21 protein-coding genes are annotated in these 20898 nt (G+C 65.2%); 13 read left to right on the top strand and 8 right to left on the bottom strand.

Annotation, left to right across the window (positions count from 1 at the left end):
• Nucleotides 1–27: 27 nt before the first annotated feature.
• Nucleotides 28–1812, top strand: coding sequence for a multiheme c-type cytochrome (locus AWJ14_RS17210; RefSeq protein WP_171904901.1), 1785 nt, complete (start codon nt 28–30; stop codon nt 1810–1812).
• On the top strand, nt 1805–2458 hold the full coding sequence (locus AWJ14_RS17205) for a cytochrome b/b6 domain-containing protein (RefSeq protein ID WP_066182041.1): 654 nt from the start codon (nt 1805–1807) through the stop codon (nt 2456–2458). Before AWJ14_RS17210 ends, AWJ14_RS17205 begins: the two co-directional genes overlap by 8 nt.
• A gap of 18 nt (nt 2459–2476) precedes the next feature.
• Here the strand turns inward: AWJ14_RS17205 and AWJ14_RS17200 are convergent, their stop codons facing one another.
• From AWJ14_RS17200 to AWJ14_RS17175, 6 genes are all read right to left on the bottom strand, one after another.
• Nucleotides 2477–3112, bottom strand: coding sequence for a glutathione S-transferase (locus AWJ14_RS17200; RefSeq protein ID WP_066182039.1), 636 nt, complete (start codon nt 3110–3112; stop codon nt 2477–2479).
• Between the two features lie 82 nt (nt 3113–3194).
• Nucleotides 3195–3983 carry an ABC transporter ATP-binding protein gene (locus tag AWJ14_RS17195; RefSeq protein ID WP_066182037.1) on the bottom strand — a complete coding sequence of 263 codons (789 nt, stop codon included), beginning with the start codon at nt 3981–3983 and terminating at the stop codon, nt 3195–3197.
• Nucleotides 3980–4738: an ABC transporter ATP-binding protein gene (locus tag AWJ14_RS17190; protein ID WP_066182033.1), complete on the bottom strand. Its 759-nt coding sequence runs from the start codon at nt 4736–4738 to the stop codon at nt 3980–3982. The genes AWJ14_RS17195 and AWJ14_RS17190 overlap by 4 nt, the downstream gene beginning before the upstream one ends.
• A 19-nt stretch (nt 4739–4757) precedes the next feature.
• Nucleotides 4758–5969 carry a branched-chain amino acid ABC transporter permease gene (locus AWJ14_RS17185; protein WP_066182030.1) on the bottom strand — a complete coding sequence of 404 codons (1212 nt, stop codon included), beginning with the start codon at nt 5967–5969 and terminating at the stop codon, nt 4758–4760.
• A 3-nt stretch (nt 5970–5972) separates the two neighbouring features.
• Nucleotides 5973–7004 (bottom strand): branched-chain amino acid ABC transporter permease, encoded by a 1032-nt coding sequence (locus tag AWJ14_RS17180; protein WP_066182027.1) that lies wholly within the window; start codon nt 7002–7004, stop codon nt 5973–5975.
• Between the two features lie 109 nt (nt 7005–7113).
• Nucleotides 7114–8457, bottom strand: coding sequence for a substrate-binding protein (locus AWJ14_RS17175; protein ID WP_066182025.1), 1344 nt, complete (start codon nt 8455–8457; stop codon nt 7114–7116).
• A 341-nt stretch (nt 8458–8798) separates the two neighbouring features.
• Here AWJ14_RS17175 and AWJ14_RS17170 point away from each other — a divergent pair, with 341 nt between their 5' ends.
• The 7 genes from AWJ14_RS17170 to AWJ14_RS17140 all read left to right on the top strand — a co-directional run bounded on the left by AWJ14_RS17170 (nt 8799) and on the right by AWJ14_RS17140 (nt 15391).
• A complete protein-coding gene (locus AWJ14_RS17170; protein WP_066182024.1) occupies nt 8799–9332 on the top strand; it encodes a hypothetical protein in 534 nt (177 codons plus the stop codon).
• 46 nt (nt 9333–9378) lie between these two features.
• Nucleotides 9379–10653 carry an imelysin family protein gene (locus AWJ14_RS17165; RefSeq protein ID WP_066182021.1) on the top strand — a complete coding sequence of 425 codons (1275 nt, stop codon included), beginning with the start codon at nt 9379–9381 and terminating at the stop codon, nt 10651–10653.
• Nucleotides 10654–10664: 11 nt separating this feature from the next.
• On the top strand, nt 10665–10991 hold the full coding sequence (locus AWJ14_RS23065; RefSeq protein ID WP_066182017.1) for a (2Fe-2S)-binding protein: 327 nt from the start codon (nt 10665–10667) through the stop codon (nt 10989–10991).
• Between the two features lie 35 nt (nt 10992–11026).
• Nucleotides 11027–11509, top strand: coding sequence for a bacterioferritin (gene bfr / locus AWJ14_RS17155; RefSeq protein WP_066182014.1), 483 nt, complete (start codon nt 11027–11029; stop codon nt 11507–11509).
• Nucleotides 11510–11673: 164 nt separating this feature from the next.
• The gene (locus tag AWJ14_RS17150; RefSeq protein WP_245304345.1) at nt 11674–13200 is read left to right on the top strand and encodes a di-heme oxidoreductase family protein; all 1527 of its coding nucleotides are present in this window, start codon (nt 11674–11676) and stop codon (nt 13198–13200) included.
• A complete protein-coding gene (locus tag AWJ14_RS17145; RefSeq protein ID WP_066182011.1) occupies nt 13200–14318 on the top strand; it encodes an imelysin family protein in 1119 nt (372 codons plus the stop codon). The genes AWJ14_RS17150 and AWJ14_RS17145 overlap by 1 nt, the downstream gene beginning before the upstream one ends.
• On the top strand, nt 14315–15391 hold the full coding sequence (locus AWJ14_RS17140) for a DUF1513 domain-containing protein (RefSeq protein WP_066182008.1): 1077 nt from the start codon (nt 14315–14317) through the stop codon (nt 15389–15391). The genes AWJ14_RS17145 and AWJ14_RS17140 overlap by 4 nt, the downstream gene beginning before the upstream one ends.
• Before the next feature lie 226 nt (nt 15392–15617).
• On the opposite strand, the gene AWJ14_RS17135 is transcribed toward AWJ14_RS17140, so the two are convergent.
• Together AWJ14_RS17135 and AWJ14_RS17130 are read right to left on the bottom strand one after the other, a co-directional pair.
• A complete protein-coding gene (locus tag AWJ14_RS17135; RefSeq protein WP_171904900.1) occupies nt 15618–16991 on the bottom strand; it encodes a radical SAM/SPASM domain-containing protein in 1374 nt (457 codons plus the stop codon).
• A 94-nt stretch (nt 16992–17085) separates the two neighbouring features.
• Nucleotides 17086–17268, bottom strand: coding sequence for a DUF1843 domain-containing protein (locus tag AWJ14_RS17130; protein ID WP_066182002.1), 183 nt, complete (start codon nt 17266–17268; stop codon nt 17086–17088).
• 185 nt (nt 17269–17453) lie between these two features.
• On the opposite strand from AWJ14_RS17130, the gene AWJ14_RS17125 reads away from it, so the two are divergent.
• From AWJ14_RS17125 to AWJ14_RS17110, 4 genes are all read left to right on the top strand, one after another.
• Complete coding sequence (locus AWJ14_RS17125; protein ID WP_066181999.1) at nt 17454–17984, top strand: hypothetical protein; 531 nt, start codon at nt 17454–17456, stop codon at nt 17982–17984.
• Between the two features lie 635 nt (nt 17985–18619).
• On the top strand, nt 18620–20170 hold the full coding sequence (locus tag AWJ14_RS17120) for a methyl-accepting chemotaxis protein (protein ID WP_066181995.1): 1551 nt from the start codon (nt 18620–18622) through the stop codon (nt 20168–20170).
• A 66-nt stretch (nt 20171–20236) separates the two neighbouring features.
• Nucleotides 20237–20536, top strand: a complete 300-nt coding sequence (locus AWJ14_RS17115) for an STAS domain-containing protein (protein WP_066181991.1) — start codon at nt 20237–20239, stop codon at nt 20534–20536.
• Complete coding sequence (locus tag AWJ14_RS17110) at nt 20533–20898, top strand: response regulator (protein WP_066181988.1); 366 nt, start codon at nt 20533–20535, stop codon at nt 20896–20898. Before AWJ14_RS17115 ends, AWJ14_RS17110 begins: the two co-directional genes overlap by 4 nt.

Genomic DNA, 20898 nt, shown 5'->3' with positions numbered 1-20898 from the left:
CGAATGGAACGGCCCTGGTTTGTTGGCTTGATACTGGCATTCGGCCTGGTGTTTGCGGCTGCCCCGCCATCGGCGGCGCAATCGTCGCCCACCGAAGCCGGGGCGGGGGCCACCCCGGCTCCAGACGCTGCGGCTGCCGCCGGCGCGACCATGCGCACCGGACGCGGCGGCGGTCCCGCCTCCACCGCCGATCACAGCCGCTTCAAGGAACTCGCCGGTCCGTTTGCCTCCCCCGCCGAGGTCAACCAGGCCTGCCTGACATGCCACAACACCGGGGCGGAACAGCTTCACGGCTCGATCCACTACACCTGGACCTGGCCCACCGGCAAAGCGGGAGACGGCGACGCGGCCAAGGACAAGGACCAGTTGCTCGGCATGCTGCATGTCGCAAACGGCTTCCTGCTTTCGGTCCCGTCCAATATCGGCGCCTGCTCGTCCTGCCATATATCCGGCACCCGTTTCGACGACGCGGCGATGCTCGACCCTTCGAGCGAACCGAAGGCGCCGGTCGATTGCCTCACCTGCCACGAGCCGACCGGCAAGTGGGCGCTTGCGAATTTCCACGAGGGCGGCGCCGCCTGCTCCATGTGCCATGACCAGCGGCTGCCGGGCGCGGTTCCGGACATCAAGGATCTTGCCGCGGCAGCCCGGTCCATCGGGCCCACGACGCGGGCAAGTTGCGGCAGCTGCCACTTCAATGCGGATGGCGGAAACGGGGTCAAGCATGGCGATCTCAACGCCGATCTCGCCGCCCCCGCCGCCACGCTCGACGTGCACATGGCGCCACGTCCGGACGGGCGCGCCTTTACCTGCAGCACCTGCCACACCACCCGCGATCACGTCACCGCGGGCAGCCGCTATGCCGGCGGCCCCGGCGAGGCGCCGCGACGGCCCGCGCTGGCGGGTGCCGCGGCCTCGTGCCAGAGCTGTCACACCGACGGCCCGCATCAGCGGGTTGCAGGCGGCGCGCGGCTCGACCGCCATGTCGACCGCATCGCTTGCCAGACCTGCCACATTCCCGAGATCGCCCGCGGCGAAACCGGCACGCGGGTGCTGTGGGACTGGTCGACCGTCGGCACGCTCGGGCGCGATGCCAGGTCCATGATCACCAAGGACAGGAACGGAGACATCGTCTATTCCTCGGAAAAGGGCAGCCTGATGTCCGCGGGCTCCGTGAAGCCGACCCTGGTCTGGAGCGACGGACAGCTCAGGACCCATCGCCCTGGCGACCCGTTGCCCGGCCCGGTCGCGGCCGTCGAGGCGCCGGCCGGAGCAGGCGTGGCAGGGGGCGACAGTGCGGCGCTCGAAACCGCCTTTGCCGGTTCGCCATGGATCTCGTCCTACACCGGTGACGCGGAGGATCCCGCGTCGCGCATCGTGCCGGTCAAGGTGATGCATTCGGTTGTGCCGGTCGATGCAGACGGCGGCGCGCTGGCCGCGGTCAGGTTCGCCGGGCGCAGCGGCGAAGCCCTGTGGAACCGCTTCGACTGGAAGGCCGCCGCCGGCGCCGGGATGAAGGCCGCGGGCCTGCCGTTCAGCGGCGAGGTGGCCTTCGCCAAGGTCCGGCAGATGATACCGGTCAACCACATGGTGGCGCCGGCCGAGCAGGCGCTCGGGTGCCAGTCCTGCCATGTCGCATCGGGTGGCCTGCTTGCTGATGTGCCGGGCGGCCTGGTGCCGCGTCGCGGCGGCATGGGCCTGATCGAATGGGTGGGGCTTGCGATCCTGGCCGCGACCCTGGCCGGCGTGTTGCTGCACGGTTTCGCCCGCATCGGGTTCAGCTTCTTCTACAGGGGGCCGCGTCATGGTTGACCTCGCACCGATCGATCCCGCGGCACCTCCCCGGGCAAACCCCCGGGGCGTCTATCTGTTCACCCGGTTCGAGCGGTTCTGGCACTGGTGCCAGGCGGCGCTGATCATCTTCCTGTTGCTGTCGGGGTTCGAGATCCGCGGTTTCTACGACATGCTCGGCTTCGAGCGCGCGCTCGATTTGCATGTGATCGCGGCCTTCGCGCTGGTGGTGCTGTGGGTGTTGGCGATCTTCTGGCACCTGGTGACCGGCCAATGGCGCCATTACGTGCCGACCACCGACCGTATGGGATCGACCATGGTGTTCTATGCGATGGGCATCTTCGTGGGCGCGCCGCACCCGTTCCGTCCGAGCCCCAAGCGCAAGCACAACCCAATGCAGGCGATGGTCTATCTGGTGTTTCAGGTGGCGATGGCGCCGGCGATCTGGATCTCGGGCCTGATCCTGTGGGTCTATGGCGCGTTTCCCGATCTCTATCCGGGCGAGTTGCCGATCCTGCTGGTCAACGCCATCCATGTCGGCGTCGCGTTCCTGATCGCGGCCTTCCTGATCAGTCACCTTTACCTGATCACCACCGGCGAAACGGTCACCGCGCAGTTGCGGGCGATGATCACCGGCTGGGACAAGCACGGCAAGGACGACGCCTGATCCGGCGGGCCTTGCCGGTCACGCCGGCGCGGCCCCGGGGAAGTGCACCGGCCGGGCGCCGGGCTGCCATGGCGCGTATTTCTCCATCACCCGCTCGAAGCGATCGGAGGCGAGAAAGCGGGCAAGCCAGGCCTGGAGATCCGGCCAGTCTTGCGCGTCGAACCAGGCCTTGTCGATCAAGGCGAACTGGCGGACGAAGGGCAGGATCGCATAATCCGCAAGCGTGGGCCTGCCGAAGATCCAGTCCTCGATCTGCCCGTCGAGCGCGGTGAGGAATTCGCCGGCGCGGCGGCGTTCCTCATCGGGATCGCAGCCGGGATAGCGATCTGCATATTTGGTCCGGTCGAGCGCGGCCTTGAATGGCCCATCATTGCGCGCGATCCAGTCGAACCCTTCCCCGGGCATGGCGAGCCAGCCCTCCGGGTCGTGCTGCCGGAGCGCCCAGAGCATGATGTCGAGGCTCTCGTCGATCGCCGTTGCGTCCACCGCGAGGCAGGGCACGGTGCCGCTCGGAGAGGTGGCGAGAAAGGCTTCGGGCTTGTTCCGCAACACCACTTCGCGCAGCTCGACCGGGATGCCGGCCGAGGCGATCGCCAGCCGCGCGCGGATCGCATAGGGGCAACGGCGGAAGGAATAGAGCAGGGGCTGTGTCACGGCCCCAGCTTATAGGGCGCGCGCGGACAATTGCCAACGCGCGGCACGGGCGTGCTCACCGCGCGTTGGCATAAAGCGGGTGTCAGATCGCCAGGTAATCGTGGCGCAGCTGCTCGTTGTTGAGCACTTCGTCGGCGGTGCCGTCGAACACCACTTCGCCCGATTCGAGGATCACCGCGCGGTCGGCGAGCTTGAGCGCGCGAATGGCGTTCTGCTCGACCAGGATCGTGGTGATGCCCTGCTGCTTGATGATGTTGAGCGTCTTTTCGATCTCGTCGACGATCACCGGCGCGAGCCCCTCATAGGGTTCATCGAGCAGCAGCACCTTGATGTCGCGCGCCAGCGCCCGGCCGATCGACAGCATCTGCTGCTCGCCGCCCGACAGCGTCACGCCCTCCTGCTTGCGCCGTTCGCCGAGCCGCGGGAACAGCTCGTAGATGCGTTCGATCGACCAGCCGATCGGCGGGGCGATCTGCGCGAGCTGCAGGTTCTCCTCGACCGTGAGCCCCGGAATGATGCGCCGGTCTTCCGGCACCAGCGACAGCCCGGCGCGCGCGGCCTCGTGCGCGCTCATCCGGTGCAGCGGCTGATGGTCGAGCCAGACCTCGCCATGGGTCATCAGCGGCGAGCCGATCTGGGCGATGGTGCGCAGCGTCGAGGTCTTGCCCGCGCCGTTGCGGCCCAGCAGCGCCAGGATCTCGCCCTCATGCACATTGAAGCTTACGCCCTGCACGATGTAGCTCTCGCCGTAATAGGCGTGGATGTCGTGCACGGCGAGATAGGCGGGCGCGGTCGCCGCGTGGTTGGCGTGTTTGGAAAAGTCCGGCCGCGTCACGGGCTGACGGCCCTTGTGGAGTTCGAGTTGGCTCATGCTGCGGCCTCTCCCAGATAGGCTTCCTTGACTTTCGGATGGCCCTTGATGTTCTCGGGCGTGTCCTCGACCAGCGGCGTGCCCTGGGCGAGAACCGTGATGCGCTTGGCCAGCGAAAACACCACATGCATGTCGTGTTCGATGATCACCATTGTGATCTCGCGGCTGTCATGGATCTGGTTGAGCAGGTCGATGGTGTTGTTGGTGTCGGCGCGCGCCATGCCGGCGGTCGGCTCGTCGAGCAGCAAGAGCTTCGGCTCCTGCACCAGGCACATCGCCATTTCTAGCCGCCGCTTGTCGCCGCGCGACAGCGAACTTGCCGTCATGTGGCGCTTGTCGATCATGTTGACCTCGCGCAGCATGTGTTCGGCAAGCTCGATCAGGGCGGCCTCCGAGGCGATCGATTCGAGCGCATGCAGCCGGAACGCCCCGTCGCGCTTGGCAAAGCAGGGGATCAGCATGTTTTCGAACACGGTGAGATCGCCGAAGATTTCCGGTGTCTGGAACACGCGGGAAATCCCGAGCTGGTTGATCTCGTAGGGCTTGCGGCCGAGCACCGAGGCGCCGTTGAACATGACCGTGCCCGTATCCGGGATCAGCTTGCCCACCAGCACGTTGAGCAGCGTCGACTTGCCAGCCCCATTGGGCCCGATGATGGCGTGGACGGTGCCCTGGCCGACATCGAGATTGACGTTGCTCAGCGCCTGCAATCCGCCGAACCGCTTGTTGACATTCGTGACTTCGAGAATTCCCATTGTCTTCGATCTCCCCGGTTCAGTTGACGTGAACTGGTGGTTTGGGCTGGTGTTCGCTGTCCTTGACGATGGACCGGGTCTTGCGGCTCTTGCCGGTGACCAGGTTCCAGATGCGGGTGCCGCCTTCGATCAGGCCGCCCGGCAGGAAGATCACCACCAGCATGAACAGCAGGCCGAGCGTCAGGTTCCAGCCCTTGCCGATGAACGGGTGCAGCATGAACACCACCGCATCCTCGAGCCCGTCGGGCAGGGCGGAGAACCACGAATGCAGGATGGTGTCGTTGATCTTGGAGAAGATGTTCTCGAAATATTTGATGAATCCCGCGCCCAGCACCGGCCCCATCAGCGTGCCGGCGCCGCCGAGAATGGTCATCAGCACCACCTCGCCCGAAGCCGTCCACTGCATGCGCTCTGCACCGGCAAGCGGGTCCATCGCGGCCAGCAGGCCGCCGGCCAGACCGGCATACATGCCGGAGATCACGAAGGCGGCAAGCGTGTAGGGCCGCGCGTTGAGCCCGGTATAGCTCATCCGCGTCTGGTTGGTCTTGATTGCCCTCAGCATGATGCCGAACGGCGAGCGGAAGATCCTCAGCGACAGGTAGAACACCACGATCGCGATGATGGCGCAGAAATAGTAGCCGTTCGAGAAGGTGAACTGCCAGCCGTTCACGTCGATCTTGGTGCTCTCGTTCATGACGATGCCGAACAGGTGCGGCGAAGTCGGCGCGCCGGCGCTCATCAGCACCTGCGGGTCGTCGGTATAGACCTGCAGCCCGGTTTCGCCGTTGGTCAGCGGCGTCAGCACCGAATAGGCGAGGTTGAACGACATCTGCGCGAAGGCCAGCGTCAGGATCGAGAAATAGATCCCCGAGCGCCTGAGCGAGACATAGCCGATCAGCAGCGCGAACAGCGCCGAGGTGATGATCGCCAGGATCAGGCCGGGCAGGACATTGTAGCTCAAGAGCTTGTACATCCAGACCACGGAATAGGAGCCGACCCCGAGGAAGGCCGCGTGGCCGAAGGACAGGTAACCCGTCAGGCCGAACAGGATGTTGAAGCCGATCGCGAAGATGCCGTAGATCGCAAAGCGCTGCATCAGGTCCGGATAGCCGGCGTTGAACTGCGCCAGCGGCGAGCCTTCGGGGAACGGCTGCAGCAGGATCGGTGTCGCCAGCGTCAGGAAGATGACGATCAGGAGGAAGGTGGTGTCTTTTTTACTCAGGCCCAGCATGAATTATTCCTCCATCACGCCTCTGCGACCCATCAGCCCGCGCGGCCGGGTCAGAAGGATGATGATTGCAACGAGATAAATGATGATCTGGTCGATGCCCGGAAGCACGGACTTGATTTCGTTCATCGAGGCGAAGCTCTCGAGAACGCCGAGCAGGAAGCCGGCGAGCACAGCGCCCGGAAGCGAGCCCATGCCGCCGACCACGACCACGACGAAGCTGAGCACCAGGAAATCCATGCCCATGTGGTAGTTCGGCGAGTTGATCGGGGCGTACATCACGCCGGCCAGGCCTGCCACCGCGGCGGCGATGCCGAACATGATGGTGAAGCGCTTGTCGATGTTGATGCCGAGCAGTCCCACCGTTTCGCGGTCGGCCATGCCGGCGCGGACCACCATTCCGAAGGTGGTGAAGCGCAGGAAGGCGAAGACCGCACCGATGATGGCGGCGGAGAAGAAGAAATAGACCAGCCGCCAGTAGGGGTAGATGATCTCGTTGGGCGCAAAGCCGATCATGACGCCGAAATCGACCGAGCCGCGGAACACGTCGGGCGCGGGCGTGGGGATCGGGTTGGCGCCGTAGAAATACTTGACGATTTCCTGGATGACGATGGCAAGGCCGAAGGTCACCAGGATCTGGTCGGCATGCGGCCGCTTGTAGAAATGCTTGATCAGGCCGCGTTCCATCACATAGCCGATCAGCAGCATCACGGGGATCGCGAACAGGATGGCGAGCGGCACCGACCAGTTGAGGATGGCGTTGCCGGCCGAATCGCCGAACCAGCTGACGATATAGGGCGTGTCCACCTTCAGCGGATTGCCCAGGAAGTCTTTCTGGGTCGGATCCTCGACCGTATAGGACAGCGACAGCAGCCGCTGCAGCGTGACCGCGCAGAAGGCGCCGAGCATGAACAGCGCGCCGTGGGCGAAATTGACCACGCCGAGCGTGCCGAAGATCAGGGTGAGCCCCAGCGCGATCATGGCGTAGGCACTGCCCTTGTCCAGACCGTTCAGTATTTGCAGAATGATAGCGTCCATGATGAAGCCCGCATCGACAGACCGCGCGCGCGAGGGCGCGACGGCTTGAAACTCATTTCAAGTACAAAGCCGCGCCGCCAGGGGCGACGCGGCAGAGCTGTGAGGGGGCTTATGCGCCCGAGTTGCACTGGCCGAGGTCGCCGCCGGCGAACATCGGATGATCCGGTGCGTATTCGACCTGGGCGCGCGGCGTCACTTCGACGATTTCCAGCGTGTCGTACTCGTTGGTCGGGTTTTCCGTGCCCTTCATGACCAGCACGTCCTTGAAGCACTGGTGGTCCTCGGCGCGGTAGAGCGTCGGGCCGTTGCCAAGGCCGTCGAACTCGAAGCCTTCGAGCGCTTCGACGACGCCGCAGGGATCGAAGGTGCCGGCGCGTTCCACGGCATCGGCGTAGAGCAGGGTCTGCACGTAGCAGGTATGCGCCGAGTTCGAGGGCGGACGGCCGTATTTCTCGCCGAAGGACTTGACGAAAGCCTTGGAGCCTTCGTCCTGCAGCTGCCAGTTCCAGTTCATCGACCCGAACACGCCGCGCACGTTTGCGCCCGCGCCCGCGGCCATCAGCTCGGAATAGAGCGGAACCACGATTTCGAACTGCTTGCCGTTGACGGTCTTGTCGCGCAGGCCGAACTGCACCGCGTTGGTCAGCGAGTTGACCATGTTGCCGCCGTAGTGGTTGAGAACCAGCACGTCCGCACCGGAATTGAGCACCGGCGCGATGTAGGACGAGAAGTCGGTCGCAGCCAGCGGGGTCAGCACGTTGTTGACGGTTTCCCAGCCCATGGCTTCGGTCGCCTTGGCGATCGATTCCTGCTGCGTCCAGCCCCAGGTGTAGTCGGCGGTCAGGTGGTAGGCGCGGCGGTCGCTGCCATAGGCCTTGGCCAGCACCGGAGCCAGCGCCTGGCCGGACATGTAGGCGTTGAAGAAGTGGCGGAAGCCGTTGCGCTTCTTGTCCTTGCCGGTGGTGTCGTTGGAGTGGGTCAGGCCGGCCATGAAGATCACGCCCGCTTCCTGGCACAGGCCCTGCACGGCCACGGCCACGCCCGAGGACGAGCCGCCGTTGATCATGATGGCGCCGTCCTTCTCGATCATCGACTTGGCGGAGGCGCGGGCGGCGTCGGACTTGGTCTGGGTGTCGCCGGACACGAAGGTCACCTTCTTGCCGAGGATGCCGTTGCCCTTGAGCACCTTCGAGGAGAAGGTGTTGAGCATGCCGCCGTCGCCTTCGCCGTTGAGGTGCTGGACGGCCAGTTCCTGCGCGCGCAGTTCGTCGAGACCCTCATCGGCATAGGGGCCGGTCTGCGGCACGTTGAAGCCGAGCACGACGGTGTCGCCCTTGGGCTCGTTGAGATAGGCCCGCGCCGAGCTCGTGAAAATCGTCGGCAGCGCCAGGCCAGCGCCGATCGCCGCGCCGGATTTGATCAGCGTACGGCGATTCACTTGGAATTTCGTCATTTAATCCTCCCTGGAGTGGAAACGGCAAGACCTCCCAGTCCCGCCATGTAGCTACGGTGATAGCAGTCTTAAGACAAACATGGCCGTGGCTCGGTTACTATTCGACTATTGTATATTCACGCGGAAATTTACGATTGCAGCATTTCGTGAAGTGGGCCGATCCATTCCGCAAACAGGGAAATCCGCGTGTGTGACACGCATTCACATGGCGGCTGTGGAGCCGGTCACCGGATCGGCGCCCGGCGGCGGGCCGCCAGTTTGGAGTCATTCTAATCTATACTGTTTGACTCCACTTTATAATTACATTACCCAATCACTCATGTTTTAGGCATGGGGTCGGCATGGCGCGCACACCACATCATCAGGACACGGAATGCCCGGCGGCGGCCTATCTTCGCCGCCAGCCGGAGAATCTGGTCGTCAATGGCTACCGCAATTGCGTGGCGAGCCTTGCCCATCGCGACAGCCGCTACTGGGATGCCGCCCGGTCGGCCCATTGGCAGGCGCTCGGCGCCGCCGACGGCGCCTATGCGCTTGAGCTGATGACCTCGCTTATCGGCCGGCTCGGCGTGTGCGCGACCTGTCCGCTGCGGTTCTGCCGGCCCGGCACCGGCCATCTGTGTCGCGACGAGTGCCTGGTGCTCGGCATGGTCGCCGGTGCGCAGAATGGCGATGAGGTCACCATGGTGCAGTCGGCCCGGCTGCTGTCGTGTTCGGAAACCTGTTTCGACATCATCGACAGGGCGAGCACTTATGCCGGGGTCCTGCTTGGCCACGGCCAGCGGCTCACCCCGATCCCGCTCGATGCCATCGCGGATATCGAATTGCGGTCGGCCGCCTATGCCGGAGGCCCGGCGAGCGGCTCGGTTCACTGACGCATTTTCAAGACTGAAAAGAGTAAGACAAGGAGTATCACGGACGATGAAGAACCTCGCAAGACTGATAGGGTTCGGACTGCTGGCTTCCACGGCGCTGAGTGCGCCGGTGCGTGCGGACACCACGCCGGAAGCGGTGATCGAGCACTATGCCGACGTCGCCGAAGCGAAATATGCCGATTCCCTGGCAACCGCGCAGGCGCTGGATGCGGCCATCGAGGCTTTTCTCGCCGAACCGACCGAAGACACGCTGGCTGCCGCCAAGACCGCATGGCTTGCCGCCCGCGTTCCCTACCAGCAGAGTGAGGTCTACCGCTTCGGCAACGCCATCGTTGACGACTGGGAAGGCCGGGTCAACGCCTGGCCGCTCGACGAGGGGCTGATCGATTATGTCGATGCGAGCTACGGCACGGAAAGCGACGAGAACTCGCTGTTCACCGCCAATGTCATCGCCAACAGCCAGATCGAGATCAACGGCAAGACCATTGATGCGAGCAAGATCACCCCGGAACTGATCGCCGACACCCTGCAGGAGGCCGGCGGCATCGAGGCCAATGTCGCTTCGGGCTATCACGCCATCGAATTCCTGCTCTGGGGCCAGGACCTCAATGGCAACGGCCCCGGCGCCGGCGCCCGCCCGGCCACCGACTACAGCCTCGAGAACTGCACCAACGGCAATTGCGATCGCCGCCGCGAATATCTCGCCGCCGCCAGCGAATTGCTGGTCGCCGACCTCGAGGAAATGGCCGCCAACTGGAAGGACGGCGGTGCCGCACGCACCGCGCTCGAGGAAGCCGGCGTCGCCGGCGGCCTGTCGACCATCCTCACCGGCATGGGCTCGCTGTCCTATGGCGAACTTGCCGGCGAGCGCATGAAGCTCGGCCTGCTGCTCGGCGACCCGGAAGAGGAGCATGACTGCTTCTCCGACAACACCCACAATTCGCACCGCTACGATGCCGTCGGCATCCGCTCGGCCTATACCGGCTCCTATACCCGTCCGGACGGCACCGAGATGACCGGGCCCTCGCTTGCCGAGCTGGTCGCGCAGAAGGATCCGGCGATCGCCAAGGAACTCGCCGCCGATCTCGACGCCACCATCGCCGCCATGGACGCGATGGTCGAGCGTGCCGAGACGGTCGAGGCCTATGACCAGATGATCGCCACCGACAATGCCGAGGGCAATGCCACCGTGCAGGCGGCCATCGACGGGCTGATCAAGCAGACCCGTTCGATCGAGCGCGTCATCGCCGCTCTGGATCTCGGCACCATCGAGCTCGAGGGGTCCGACAGTCTCGACAGCCCCGATGCGGTCTTCAAGTAAGAGAGAACGTCATGATCGTGTGCAGCTGCAACATCGTTACCAGCAAGGAGATCGAGGACGTCATTCTTGAGTTCCTCATGGTCGACGAGTGGCAGCTGATCACGCCTGGACGGGTGTTCCAGGCGATGAGCGCCCGCGGCAAGTGCTGCGGGTGCTTCCCCAGCGTCATCAACATCATCGTCGAAACGACGCGGCGCTATCACGAACTGATGCAAAGCCCGGCGCCCAAGGTGGTGGAACTGCTCGAGCGGATCGCCGCCCAGCGCACCCGGATGGAGCGTGCAAAAAAGGCTTCAAGACCGAAAAAGTTGTTCGTCTCCGGTAATCGAATGCTCTAGGGTGAGCCTCGGTCACCAAAACGGGATAGGACACCATGAAAAAGAGCAAAAAAGTCGTCGATTGCCTCAATGAGGCGCTGTTTCTGGAGCTTTCGGCGGTCAACCAGTACTGGCTTCACTACCGTCTTCTCGAAGACTGGGGCTATGCCAAGCTCGCCGCCAAGGAGCGCGCCGAGAGCATCGAGGAGATGCAGCACGCCGACAAGCTGGTCGAGCGCATCATTTTCCTCGACGGCTTTCCGAACATGCAGAATGTGGCGCCGCTCCGGATCGGCCAGACCCTCAAGGAAGTTCTTGAGGCGGACCTGGCCGGCGAGCAGGATGCCTGGAACGCCTACACCAAATCACGCGATATCTGCGAGAAGGAAGGCGACTACGTCAGCAAGAACCTGTTCGAATCGCTGATCGCCGACGAGGAAGGGCACATCGATTTTCTCGAGACCCAGCTCAATCTCCTCGAAAGCCTTGGCGAACAGAAATACGGCTTGCTGAACGCGTCTTCCGCCGAAGCGGACTGACAACAAAGAGAGCAGGCATGAGTGTTGCGACATCGTCGTCAGGGTCCCGGCCCCAGATCTTGGCGCAGGATTTTTCTGTGCCGCTCGGCGTCAAGCCAGGGCGGTGCTACATGACCGAGAAATTTTCAGCCCCTGTTTCTGCGGCGCCGCTTGGGCGCCGAATCATGCCTTCGCTGCTTGCCGGCCTGGCGGCGTGCCTCGTGCTCGCCGCCGGCGGGCCGGCCTTGGCCCAGGACCTGTCCGGCCTTCCGCACATCCGCGACGACCTGTCGGAAAAGGATCGGGCCCGTGTCGAAAAGGTGGTCAGGCCGACCACGTCCTTCGACGCGCCCGAACAATTCGAGACCATGCAGGGTGGCGCCGGCACCACCACCAAGCTCGTCAACCGCGATTCGCTGTCGCAGTTCAGCGCCAACATCTCCTTCGCGGAAGAAGAAACCTTCAAGCTCGGCAATGCGCTGTTCCGCAAGCTGTGGGTGTCGGCGCCGTCGTCCACCCAGGCTTCCGACGGGCTGGGGCCGCTGTTCAATGCCCGCGCCTGCCAGAGCTGCCACATCAAGGATGGCCGCGGCCACCCGCCGGAAGGGGCGGCCGACGCCACCTCCATGTTCCTGAGACTCGCCCGCCCGGCCCGCACCGACGAGGAGCGCCGGGCGCTCGAAACCCATATGGCCGCCTCGCTGCCGGACCCCGTCTACGGGGGCCAGTTGCAGGATCTGGCGGTGCCGGGCCTCAAGGCCGAAGGCCGGATGGTGATCGACTACCGCGACGTTCCGGTCGAACTCGGTGACGGCACCGTGGTCACGCTGCGGGCGCCGAGCTACAGCGTCGCCGATCTCGGCTACGGCCCGCTCGATCCCGAGACCACGCTGTCGCCGCGCATGACCCCGCCGATGACCGCTCTCGGCCTGGTCGAAGCCATTCACCCCGCCGACATCATCGCGCTCGCCGATCCTGACGACCGCGACGGCGACGGCATTTCGGGACGGGTGGCGCTGGCGCGCGATCCGGCGACCGGCGAGCTCGCCATTGGCCGCTTCGGCTGGAAAGCCCAGAACGCCACCGTGCGCCAGCAGGCGGCCGGGGCATTTTCGGGCGATATCGGCATCTCCACGCCCGACGTGCCCGGCAATTACGGCGATTGCACCGAAGCGCAAACGGCCTGCCTGGAACTGCCGCATGGCGAACAGGCCGATCTCGGCGTCAGCGAAGCGCCCGATCCGGTGCTGGACCTCGTCACCTTCTATTCCAAGAATCTCGCGGCGCCGGCCCGCCGTGATGTCGATGACCCGACCGTGCTGGCCGGCAAGCAGCTGTTCTACGCCATCGGCTGCACCTCCTGCCACACGCCGAAATTCGTGACCTCCCGCACGGCCGAGCAGGAAGCGCACCGCTTTCAGCTGATCTGGCCCTATTCCGATTTCCTGCTGCATGACATGGGCGAAGGCCTGGCCGACGGCCAGCAGGTGGGCGTGGCCGACGGCCGGGAATGGCGCACGCCGCCGCTGTGGGGCGTGGGCCTGACCCAGGTGGTCAACGACCACACCTTCTTCCTGCATGACGGCCGTGCCCGCAACCTGACCGAGGCGATCCTCTGGCATGGCGGCGAGGCCCAGGCCGCGCGCGACGGCTTTGCCGCACTCGAGAAGTCCGACCGCGACGCCCTTCTGAAATTCCTGGAGAGCCTGTGATGCGCGTGCTGCCGCTCCTTCTCGCAACGGCGATGCTCGCAGGCGCGGGCCTTGGCATCGGCAGCGGGGCGGCGGTTGCACAGACGGCGTCGGTGGCGCCGATCGCCCCGGTGCTGAACCGCATGGTCGATCATTACGTGCGTCCGCGCTACGCGGCCTTCAACCAGGCTGCGGTCGATCTTGAGAGCGGAATCGCAACCCTGTGCGCCACGCCGTCGGGCGACACGCTGGCGGCCTCGCGCACCGCCTTCCGTGCTGCGGCCGACGAATGGTCGCGCATCGAATGGCTGCGGCTCGGGGCGGTGATGTCCGACAACCGGCTCGAGCGGATTCTGTTCTTCCCCGACCGCAAGGGCACCGGGCGGAAACAGGTCGAGGCAGCCCTGGCCACGCAGGACGAAAGTGTCACCGATACTGTCACGCTTGCCGGCAAGAGCGTGGCCATGCAGGGGCTGGGCGCACTCGAATACATCCTGTTCGGCACCGGCAGCGAGGCGCTGGCAGCGTCCGCGCCGGATGCCGCGGCGGCGCACGGCTGCCGCTTCGCCCGCGCCGCGGCCGACAATGTCGCCAATCTCTCCGCCGAGCTGATCGACGGTTGGGACGAAGGCAGCCCCTTCCTCGCGGCGTTCCGCGAGCCCGGCCCGACCAATCCGCTGTTCCGCACCGACGAGGAAGCGCTCAATGTGCTTCTGGGGCAGATGATCCACGGTCTCGAGGCGATCCGCGACACCCGCATCGGCGCCTTCCTCGATCCCGACACGCCCGACCACGATCGCGCGAAATCGGCGCTGTACTGGCGCTCGGAGATGACCCTGCCGTCGATCAGCGCCGGCATTGCCGGGCTTGAATCGCTGTTCAACGAAAGCGGGATCGAAGTGGTCGCCGAGGAAAGCGCGCCGCGGCTTCCCGATCAGATCCGCTTCGAATTCACCCAGGCGGTCAGGACCGCCGACAGCCTCGATGCACCGGTCGAGACCCTGCTGGCCGACCCGAAGCAGCGGGACAGGCTGGTCTATCTGGCCTATGCCATCAAGATCGTCATCGACCGGCTCGACCAGGAGTTCGCCCAGGCCGGCGGGCTTGCGGTCGGCTTCTCCTTCGGAGATGGCGATTGAGCCGGATCGTCCTTGAGCGGCGCACGTTCCTGGCCGGGGCAGGCCTTGCCTGGCTGAGCGCACTCACGCCCGCTGGCGCCGAGCGGCTGGCCGCTTCGGAGCTTCTGTTCGCGGCAGCCTACATGGACGCCAAGGGCGCCTATGGCGTGGCCATTCTCGATCGCGACGGTGCCCGGGTCTCGGCCCACGATCTGCCGGGCCGCGGCCATGGATTTGCCACCCACGCCACCGCCGACTGGCTGGTGGCCTTTGCGCGACGTCCGGGCAATTTCGCCGTCGCCTTGCACACGCGCGCCGAAGCCCGGCCGCTTCTCTTCCATACCCCCGCCGACCGGCATTTCTACGGCCATGGCGCGTTCTCGCCCGATGGCCGGCTGCTCTACGCCGCCGAAAACGCCTATGAGACCGGGGATGGCATGATCGGCGTCTACGACGCCACCGACGGTTTTGCGCGTATCGGCGAGTTTCCCACCCATGGGATCGGCCCGCACGAACTCGTGCTCATGCCCGATGGCCGCACGCTCTGCGTCGCCAATGGCGGCATCCGCACCCATCCGGACCAGGGCCGCGCCAAGCTCAATCTGGCAACCATGGCGCCGTCGATCGTCTTCATCGACCGGACCAGCGGCGAGCTGAAATCGTCGCATGCGCTGGCGTCCCGGCTCAATCGCCTGTCGCTGCGCCACATGGCCGTGGATGCGTCGTCCCGCGTCTGGATCGGCGGTCAGTACGAGGGCGACGCGATGGACGAGGTGCCGGTTCTGGCCCGGCTCGATGAGGAAGCCGGTCTGGTCGCGGTCGATCTTCCCGCGGATGTGGCGCAGCGCTTCGGTCTTTATGCGGGCTCGGTCGCCATCGGCAATGACGGCGTCACGCTCGGCGTGGCCTCGCCGAAATCGGGCGTCGTGCTCACGCTCGACACCCGCTCCGGCCAGCCGCTGGCGCTCGAAACCGCCCCGCGCACCTGCGGCCTGCAGGCGAGCGGCAGCGGCTTCATCAGTTCGAGCGAAAGGGGCCGCTTCGGCACCACCAGCCATGCCTGCGCCTGGGACAACCATATCGCCCGGGTCTGAGCGGCCGAGCCGTCCCGGACCTTATGCCGCCCGGGCTTTCATGCAGAACTGACCCGCGCGCAGCACCCCTGCCGCCAGTGTTCGGGGAGGCAGGGCCGGTTCACCGCGCAGCGGCAGCTGCCGAGGCACGCATCCTGCGCGCGATCTCATGCCTGCATGGTGACTTGGGCTTTCGATTCCCGTTCGGCCCGGTCCGAAAGCCGGCTCCGGCCTGTGCGGGCTTGTCTTAACGGGCCGAGATCTCGTCGACGAGCGCATGGATGCCATGGCTGTGGCTGTCGATTTCGGCGAGCAGATTGTGCACGTCCTGCACCCGCTCGAGCCGGGACCGGGCCGCGGCGCGCTGCTCCGCATGGCAGTGGACGCAGACCGGCTCAGTGTTGGCGATGAATTGGCCGCACTGTTCGCACACCACGAGATGGGTCGCCCCGACCGACCGCGGCGCGGTATCGGCCACGGTCGCCGGACCCGGCTTGCCGTCCAGCGTTTCGAGCACGATGTCGAATTTGCCGATTGCGAAGGGCGTGTCGGGCGCCTCCGCCGTCTTGACGATGCGTTCGCGCAGGCCCGCGTCGCGCAGCTTGCCGGCGCGGTAGACGCAGAAGGGATTGTCACCGCGCCTGCCGGTCAGCGAATGGGTCACCCAGGTGCAGCCGGCCTGGCAGAAATCGTAATAATAGCAGGTCGCGCAAAAGCCCCCGCCGGGATTGCCGTCGCGCCGGACGGTGCGGTCGGCCAGGTTGCCGATCGCTTCGGCAATGCTCACCGTGCGCGAATTCCCGCCCGAATAGCTCTCCCGGGTCAGCGAGGGGCAGCCCTTGATGGTGCCGTCGGCCTCGAGCCCGAGCGTGGTTTCCCCGGCGGTGCAGCCCTGCCAGGGTTCGGCCGCTTCGGTGATCGAGCGCCACTGCGCCTCATGGCGGCCGAAATAGCCGATGCTGTTGCCCGGCAGCACCCGGAAATCATGCAGAAGCCCGTCCTCGAAAATCGCGTAGAGGTCCTCGACCACGTCGACAATGAGATGGGGCTGGAGCAACATCTCGGCATTGTCCACGGCATTGCCCATCGCCACCGTGAGCTGGGTCTGCCAGGATCTGGCGCCGGCATCGCGGATGGCGCGGTAGATGTCCCACAGATGCGGCGCCGACAGCGCGTTGATCTGGGTGTTGACGCCGGGCCGGATCCCCGTCTCTGCAATGTCGGCGATGGCGCGCATGGCCTGGTCGTGGCTGCCCGCCACGCCCCGCAACCGGTCGTGGATGTCGCGCGGTCCGTCGATCGACACGCCGATCGCGCGCACGCCTGCGTCATAGGCGGCCTCGATGCGCGCCTTCGTCAGCCCGCGCGCGCCGGTCTGCAAACCACACAACATGCCCAAGCGGGAAATTTCGGCGGCGATTTCCAGCCAATCCTTGCGCAGATAGGCTTCGCCGCCGATCAGCGTGATCTCGCGCGTGCCCGCCTCACGCAGCTGGCGGATGATGTCGAAGCACTCGGCCGTCGTCAGTTCGTCCGGGCGCCGCGCGCCGGCCCGCGAGCCGCAATGGCCGCAGGCCAGATTGCAGGCCAGCGTGATTTCCCAGACCACATGCACGGGCATGTGGCGCCGGGTATCCTCTGACCTGCGGTATCTGAGCGGAAGCTTCATCGGCGCTCCAGGCGTCGGGGCTCGGGGATGGATGGCGCCGGAAGCGTTACTTGCGGCCGCGCTCGCGGGTGGCGATTTCGCTTTCGAGCTTCTTGAGCGCGCCCTTCAGGTCGCCCTGGGCCTCAAGGATGGCGGCGGCGTGGTCGCGGAGCACCTTGAGTTCCTCCAGCGTCGTCTTCGGGTTTTCGAGCGCCTGCCCGATCGCAGTTCCATATGCAACGATGATCATGATACCTTCCTCCATAGGCATTTGTTGTTTAGTTTTTCGCATTACTGAGAAAAACAACCTATGGTAATCCTGAAATGAAATACACACAAGGTGAATTGTTGTCACAACTTGTTGTCCGATTCCAAAATGGAGAATCCGGAAAGAAAATATCGGACGAAATAAGCCGAATTATTGAGCTTCCCCAAATGGATGAGGTGTCGCTCACCGAGCTTTCGGCCCTCCATGCAATTTATGGGGTGTCCAATTATGTCTATGAGGGCACGACGCTCGAGGAAACGCGCGAAATCCTGGCCTGCGCGGGGCTCGTGCCCCACAGCGTGTTCTGCGACATTGGCGCGGGATACGGCGCGGTCGTGCTCTACGGGGCGGCCTTGTGTCCCTGCGGCTTCATCGCCGTCGAGGCTGTCGGCCGGCGTGCGGCCCATATCGCGCGCGTGGCCAGGCGGCTCGGCCTGGACCGGGTGCGGGTGGTCGAAGCCGATGCCGACGCGGTCGATCTGACGCGCGTGACGCATGTCTATCTCAACAACCCGTTCCTGGGCCGCACCGCGAGCGCCTTTCCCGAGCGCTTGGCGCGCAGGGCCACGCCGGGCTGCCGCGTCATTGCGCTCAACAACATCGTGGCCGACTTCCGCCGTTCCGGCAGATACCGCGAGATCGAAACCGAGGCGCGTCTCCCGAGCTACAGGTTCGGGGTGTTCGAGCTTGGCCGCTGACGACCGCCCCCGCAGGCGCCCCGCAAAGGTTAACGACCTGGCGCGCCTCTTCGCGGCGCCGCGCAGAAGCGGCCGGCTCGCGTCAGCGGCAATGGGCGGCGAAAGCGCTCAGAATACGGGGGTTTGGCGCAGGTGTGTTCCATTGGAACACATGAGGACGGAAAAGCTTGCGAGGGTGGCTGTTGCGATGGCGACCGCGCCGATTCCTAGAACAATCATTGCTCGTTTCCTGGTGACATCATTGTCATCGATGCGCAGTATAGTAGCCGCCGCAACTTGCGCGAAACTGGTGTACGGACCCGTTTCATCATCGCAAATAAGTGCTTAACACTAGCCCTCAAGTGTTAACCTTCAGGCAAGGATTAACACGTAAAAATCTGCACACTCGTCGGATTGCGGGCATCGCGAAAGCGGCCACGCAAAGGCATGACGCCGCTCCGCCGTCCCGGAACCAGGCCCGGATTCAGACAATTTCCATGAGCCAAGGCGGCGTTGCGGCTAAGCGGGCGTCGGACGATGCGTGCGACGGCCATGCATGACGCGCGAAGGTCATCATCGTCGCAAAGCGGGCTTGAATGCAGGACGCGGCAACAGCCGCCGGTTGGGGTAAGAGCGTGGGGCACGGTCAGGCAAGGGTGAGGGATGAAGCTGCGGCCGCAGGCCTGCGCGCGCGTCTTGACCTGACGGCATTTGACGCCGAGGGCTGCGATCGCCTGCGCGGCATCCGGCCGATGATCGAGACTGAAGCCCGGGCCGCGCTGGCGGTCTTTTTCGAGCGCCTGCAGAACACCCCCGAAATCGCCTCCCTGTTTTCCTCGAGCCGGCAGATCGACCGCCTGCAGGATCTGGAAGTGGCGCATTGGTCGCTGCTGTCCGATGGCCGCTTCGACGGCCTCTATGTCGATCGCTCCGTCATTCTCGGGGAGCTGCGCCAGCGCATCGGCCTGGATGCCGGCTGGTCGATCGGCGGCCATGCCCTGGTTCTCGAGCGCGTCATCCGGCGCCTGGTCGCCGAAAGCCGTGGCGGCCTGTTCGGGCTGTTTGCAAGCCGTTCGGAGCAGCAACTTCTGGCCGACCGCCTGGTCGATGTGGTCAAGGCGGCGCTGATCGACATCGACATGCAGGTCTCCCACCGCATCGGCGAGCAGGCCAAGGCGCTGACCCGCAAGGGCGATCAGGCACTGGCCGAGGAGCGCGACCTGGTGGAGGCGACCCTGGGCCGGGCGCTCGCGCAACTGGCCGAAGGCGACCTGTCGGTGCGCGTCGCCCCGGAAAGCATCGAACCGCACCGCGAGGTCGCGGACAATTTCAACCGCGCGGTCAGCCGCCTGGAAGATCTGGTCGCGGGCACCGCGGCGCGTCTGACGGAGGCCGAAACGCTTGCGGCGCGGCTCGGCGACGATCTCGAAAGGGTCCGGGCCGATATCGAAAGCCGCGGCGTCGAGCTGAGCGGGGAACATGACGTGCTGGCCTCTGTCGCAGGGCGCATCCGCGTCACCGCCCAGACCGCCCGCGCCGCCGAGACGCTGATCGCGGAAGCCCGCCAGAGCGCCGAATCCGGCGACCGGGTGGTCGAGACCGCGATCGGGGCCATGGCCGGGGTCGAGCAGTCCGCCGAGCAGATCGGCAAGATCATTTCGGTGATCGACGAGATCGCGTTCCAGACCAATCTTCTTGCGCTCAATGCCGGCATCGAGGCCGCGCGCGCCGGCGATGCGGGGCGCGGCTTTGCCGTCGTCGCCACCGAGGTGCGTGCCCTGGCCCAGCGCTCGGCCGGTGCGGCCAACGAGATCAAGCAGCTCGTCGCAGACGCCAAGTCGCAGGTCGGGCGTGGCGTCGAACTGGTGGGCCAGACCCGCACCGCGATTTCGGGACTGGTCGAGCAGGTCGGCCGGATCTCGCAATCGGTGGCCGGCGTCGGTGCGGAAGCCGAGGCCGGGGCGGCGGAGCTGGCCGGCTCGGTGTCGGACCTGGAGCGCACGGCGGGCCTGATGGCCAGCGGCTGCAGCCAGCTTGCGGGTACGGCGGAAGCCCAGTCCGACCTGCGCGTCATCATCACCGAACTGGGCGAGCAGATCCGGCTGTATCGCCAGGCCCGTCATGCCGGCTTTCAAAGCGTCGAGCTTACGGGACGGGCCGCTCCGGCCGATACCGGTCGCGCGCCGCTGCAGCGGAGGACCGCGTGATGGCACGGCGCAGGCACCCGATGGCGGCACACGGCACAAGCCCTTTTACCAATGAGGAAACCAGGCATGAGGCCCATGACAGCACCACCTAAAGTTCTCAAGCTTCCAGACATCCTGGATCTCAATGCGGCCAGCAGGCTGCATGAGCAGGTCCTCGCGCACAAGGGAGAAGACATCGATCTTGATGCGACCGAAGTCACCAGGGTGGGCGCACAATGCGTTCAGGTCCTGTTGGCCGCAGTGTTGAGCTGGCGCTCGGAAGACCGGACCCTGGCGGTCCGCACCGCGTCCGAATCCTATGTCAAAACTTTGCAGTTGCTGGGAATTTCAGAAGAGGCCCTGCTTCCTAAGGAGATGCTGAAATGAAAAAGAAGGTTCTCACGGTCGACGACTCCCGAACGATCCGCAACATGTTGCTGGTGACGCTCACCAATGCGGGCTTCGAGACGGTTCAGGCCGAAGACGGAGTTGAAGGCCTCGAAGTGCTCGAGGAATCCAACCCCGACGTCATCGTCACCGACATCAACATGCCCCGTCTCGACGGTTTCGGCTTCATCGAGGGCGTTCGCCAGAACGACCGCTTTCGCGCGATCCCGATCCTGGTGCTGACCACCGAAAGCGACGCCGAAAAGAAGAACCGCGCCCGCGAAGCCGGCGCCACGGGCTGGATCGTCAAGCCGTTCGACCCTTCGAAGCTCATCGCTGCCATCGAGCGTGTAACCGCCTGA

The sequence above is a fragment of the Parahoeflea olei genome (assembly GCF_001703635.1).
Taxonomy (GTDB): Bacteria; Pseudomonadota; Alphaproteobacteria; order Rhizobiales; family Rhizobiaceae; genus Hoeflea; species Hoeflea olei.
The sequence above is the reverse complement of the archived record's forward strand: the minus strand, read 5'-3'. Positions and strand labels throughout refer to the sequence as shown.

Coding starts and splice junctions, on each gene's coding strand:
- AWJ14_RS17205 (WP_066182041.1), top strand. CDS start 1,805: ATGGTTGACCTCGCACCGATCGATCCCGCGGCACCTCCCCGGGCAAAC.
- AWJ14_RS17195 (WP_066182037.1), bottom strand. CDS start 3,983: ATGAGCCAACTCGAACTCCACAAGGGCCGTCAGCCCGTGACGCGGCCG.
- AWJ14_RS17190 (WP_066182033.1), bottom strand. CDS start 4,738: ATGGGAATTCTCGAAGTCACGAATGTCAACAAGCGGTTCGGCGGATTG.
- AWJ14_RS17185 (WP_066182030.1), bottom strand. CDS start 5,969: ATGCTGGGCCTGAGTAAAAAAGACACCACCTTCCTCCTGATCGTCATC.
- AWJ14_RS17180 (WP_066182027.1), bottom strand. CDS start 7,004: ATGGACGCTATCATTCTGCAAATACTGAACGGTCTGGACAAGGGCAGT.
- AWJ14_RS17175 (WP_066182025.1), bottom strand. CDS start 8,457: ATGACGAAATTCCAAGTGAATCGCCGTACGCTGATCAAATCCGGCGCG.
- AWJ14_RS17170 (WP_066182024.1), top strand. CDS start 8,799: ATGGCGCGCACACCACATCATCAGGACACGGAATGCCCGGCGGCGGCC.
- AWJ14_RS17165 (WP_066182021.1), top strand. CDS start 9,379: ATGAAGAACCTCGCAAGACTGATAGGGTTCGGACTGCTGGCTTCCACG.
- AWJ14_RS23065 (WP_066182017.1), top strand. CDS start 10,665: ATGATCGTGTGCAGCTGCAACATCGTTACCAGCAAGGAGATCGAGGAC.
- bfr (WP_066182014.1), top strand. CDS start 11,027: ATGAAAAAGAGCAAAAAAGTCGTCGATTGCCTCAATGAGGCGCTGTTT.
- AWJ14_RS17150 (WP_245304345.1), top strand. CDS start 11,674: ATGCCTTCGCTGCTTGCCGGCCTGGCGGCGTGCCTCGTGCTCGCCGCC.
- AWJ14_RS17145 (WP_066182011.1), top strand. CDS start 13,200: ATGCGCGTGCTGCCGCTCCTTCTCGCAACGGCGATGCTCGCAGGCGCG.
- AWJ14_RS17135 (WP_171904900.1), bottom strand. CDS start 16,991: ATGCCCGTGCATGTGGTCTGGGAAATCACGCTGGCCTGCAATCTGGCC.
- AWJ14_RS17130 (WP_066182002.1), bottom strand. CDS start 17,268: ATGATCATCGTTGCATATGGAACTGCGATCGGGCAGGCGCTCGAAAAC.
- AWJ14_RS17125 (WP_066181999.1), top strand. CDS start 17,454: ATGGATGAGGTGTCGCTCACCGAGCTTTCGGCCCTCCATGCAATTTAT.
- AWJ14_RS17115 (WP_066181991.1), top strand. CDS start 20,237: ATGAGGCCCATGACAGCACCACCTAAAGTTCTCAAGCTTCCAGACATC.
- AWJ14_RS17110 (WP_066181988.1), top strand. CDS start 20,533: ATGAAAAAGAAGGTTCTCACGGTCGACGACTCCCGAACGATCCGCAAC.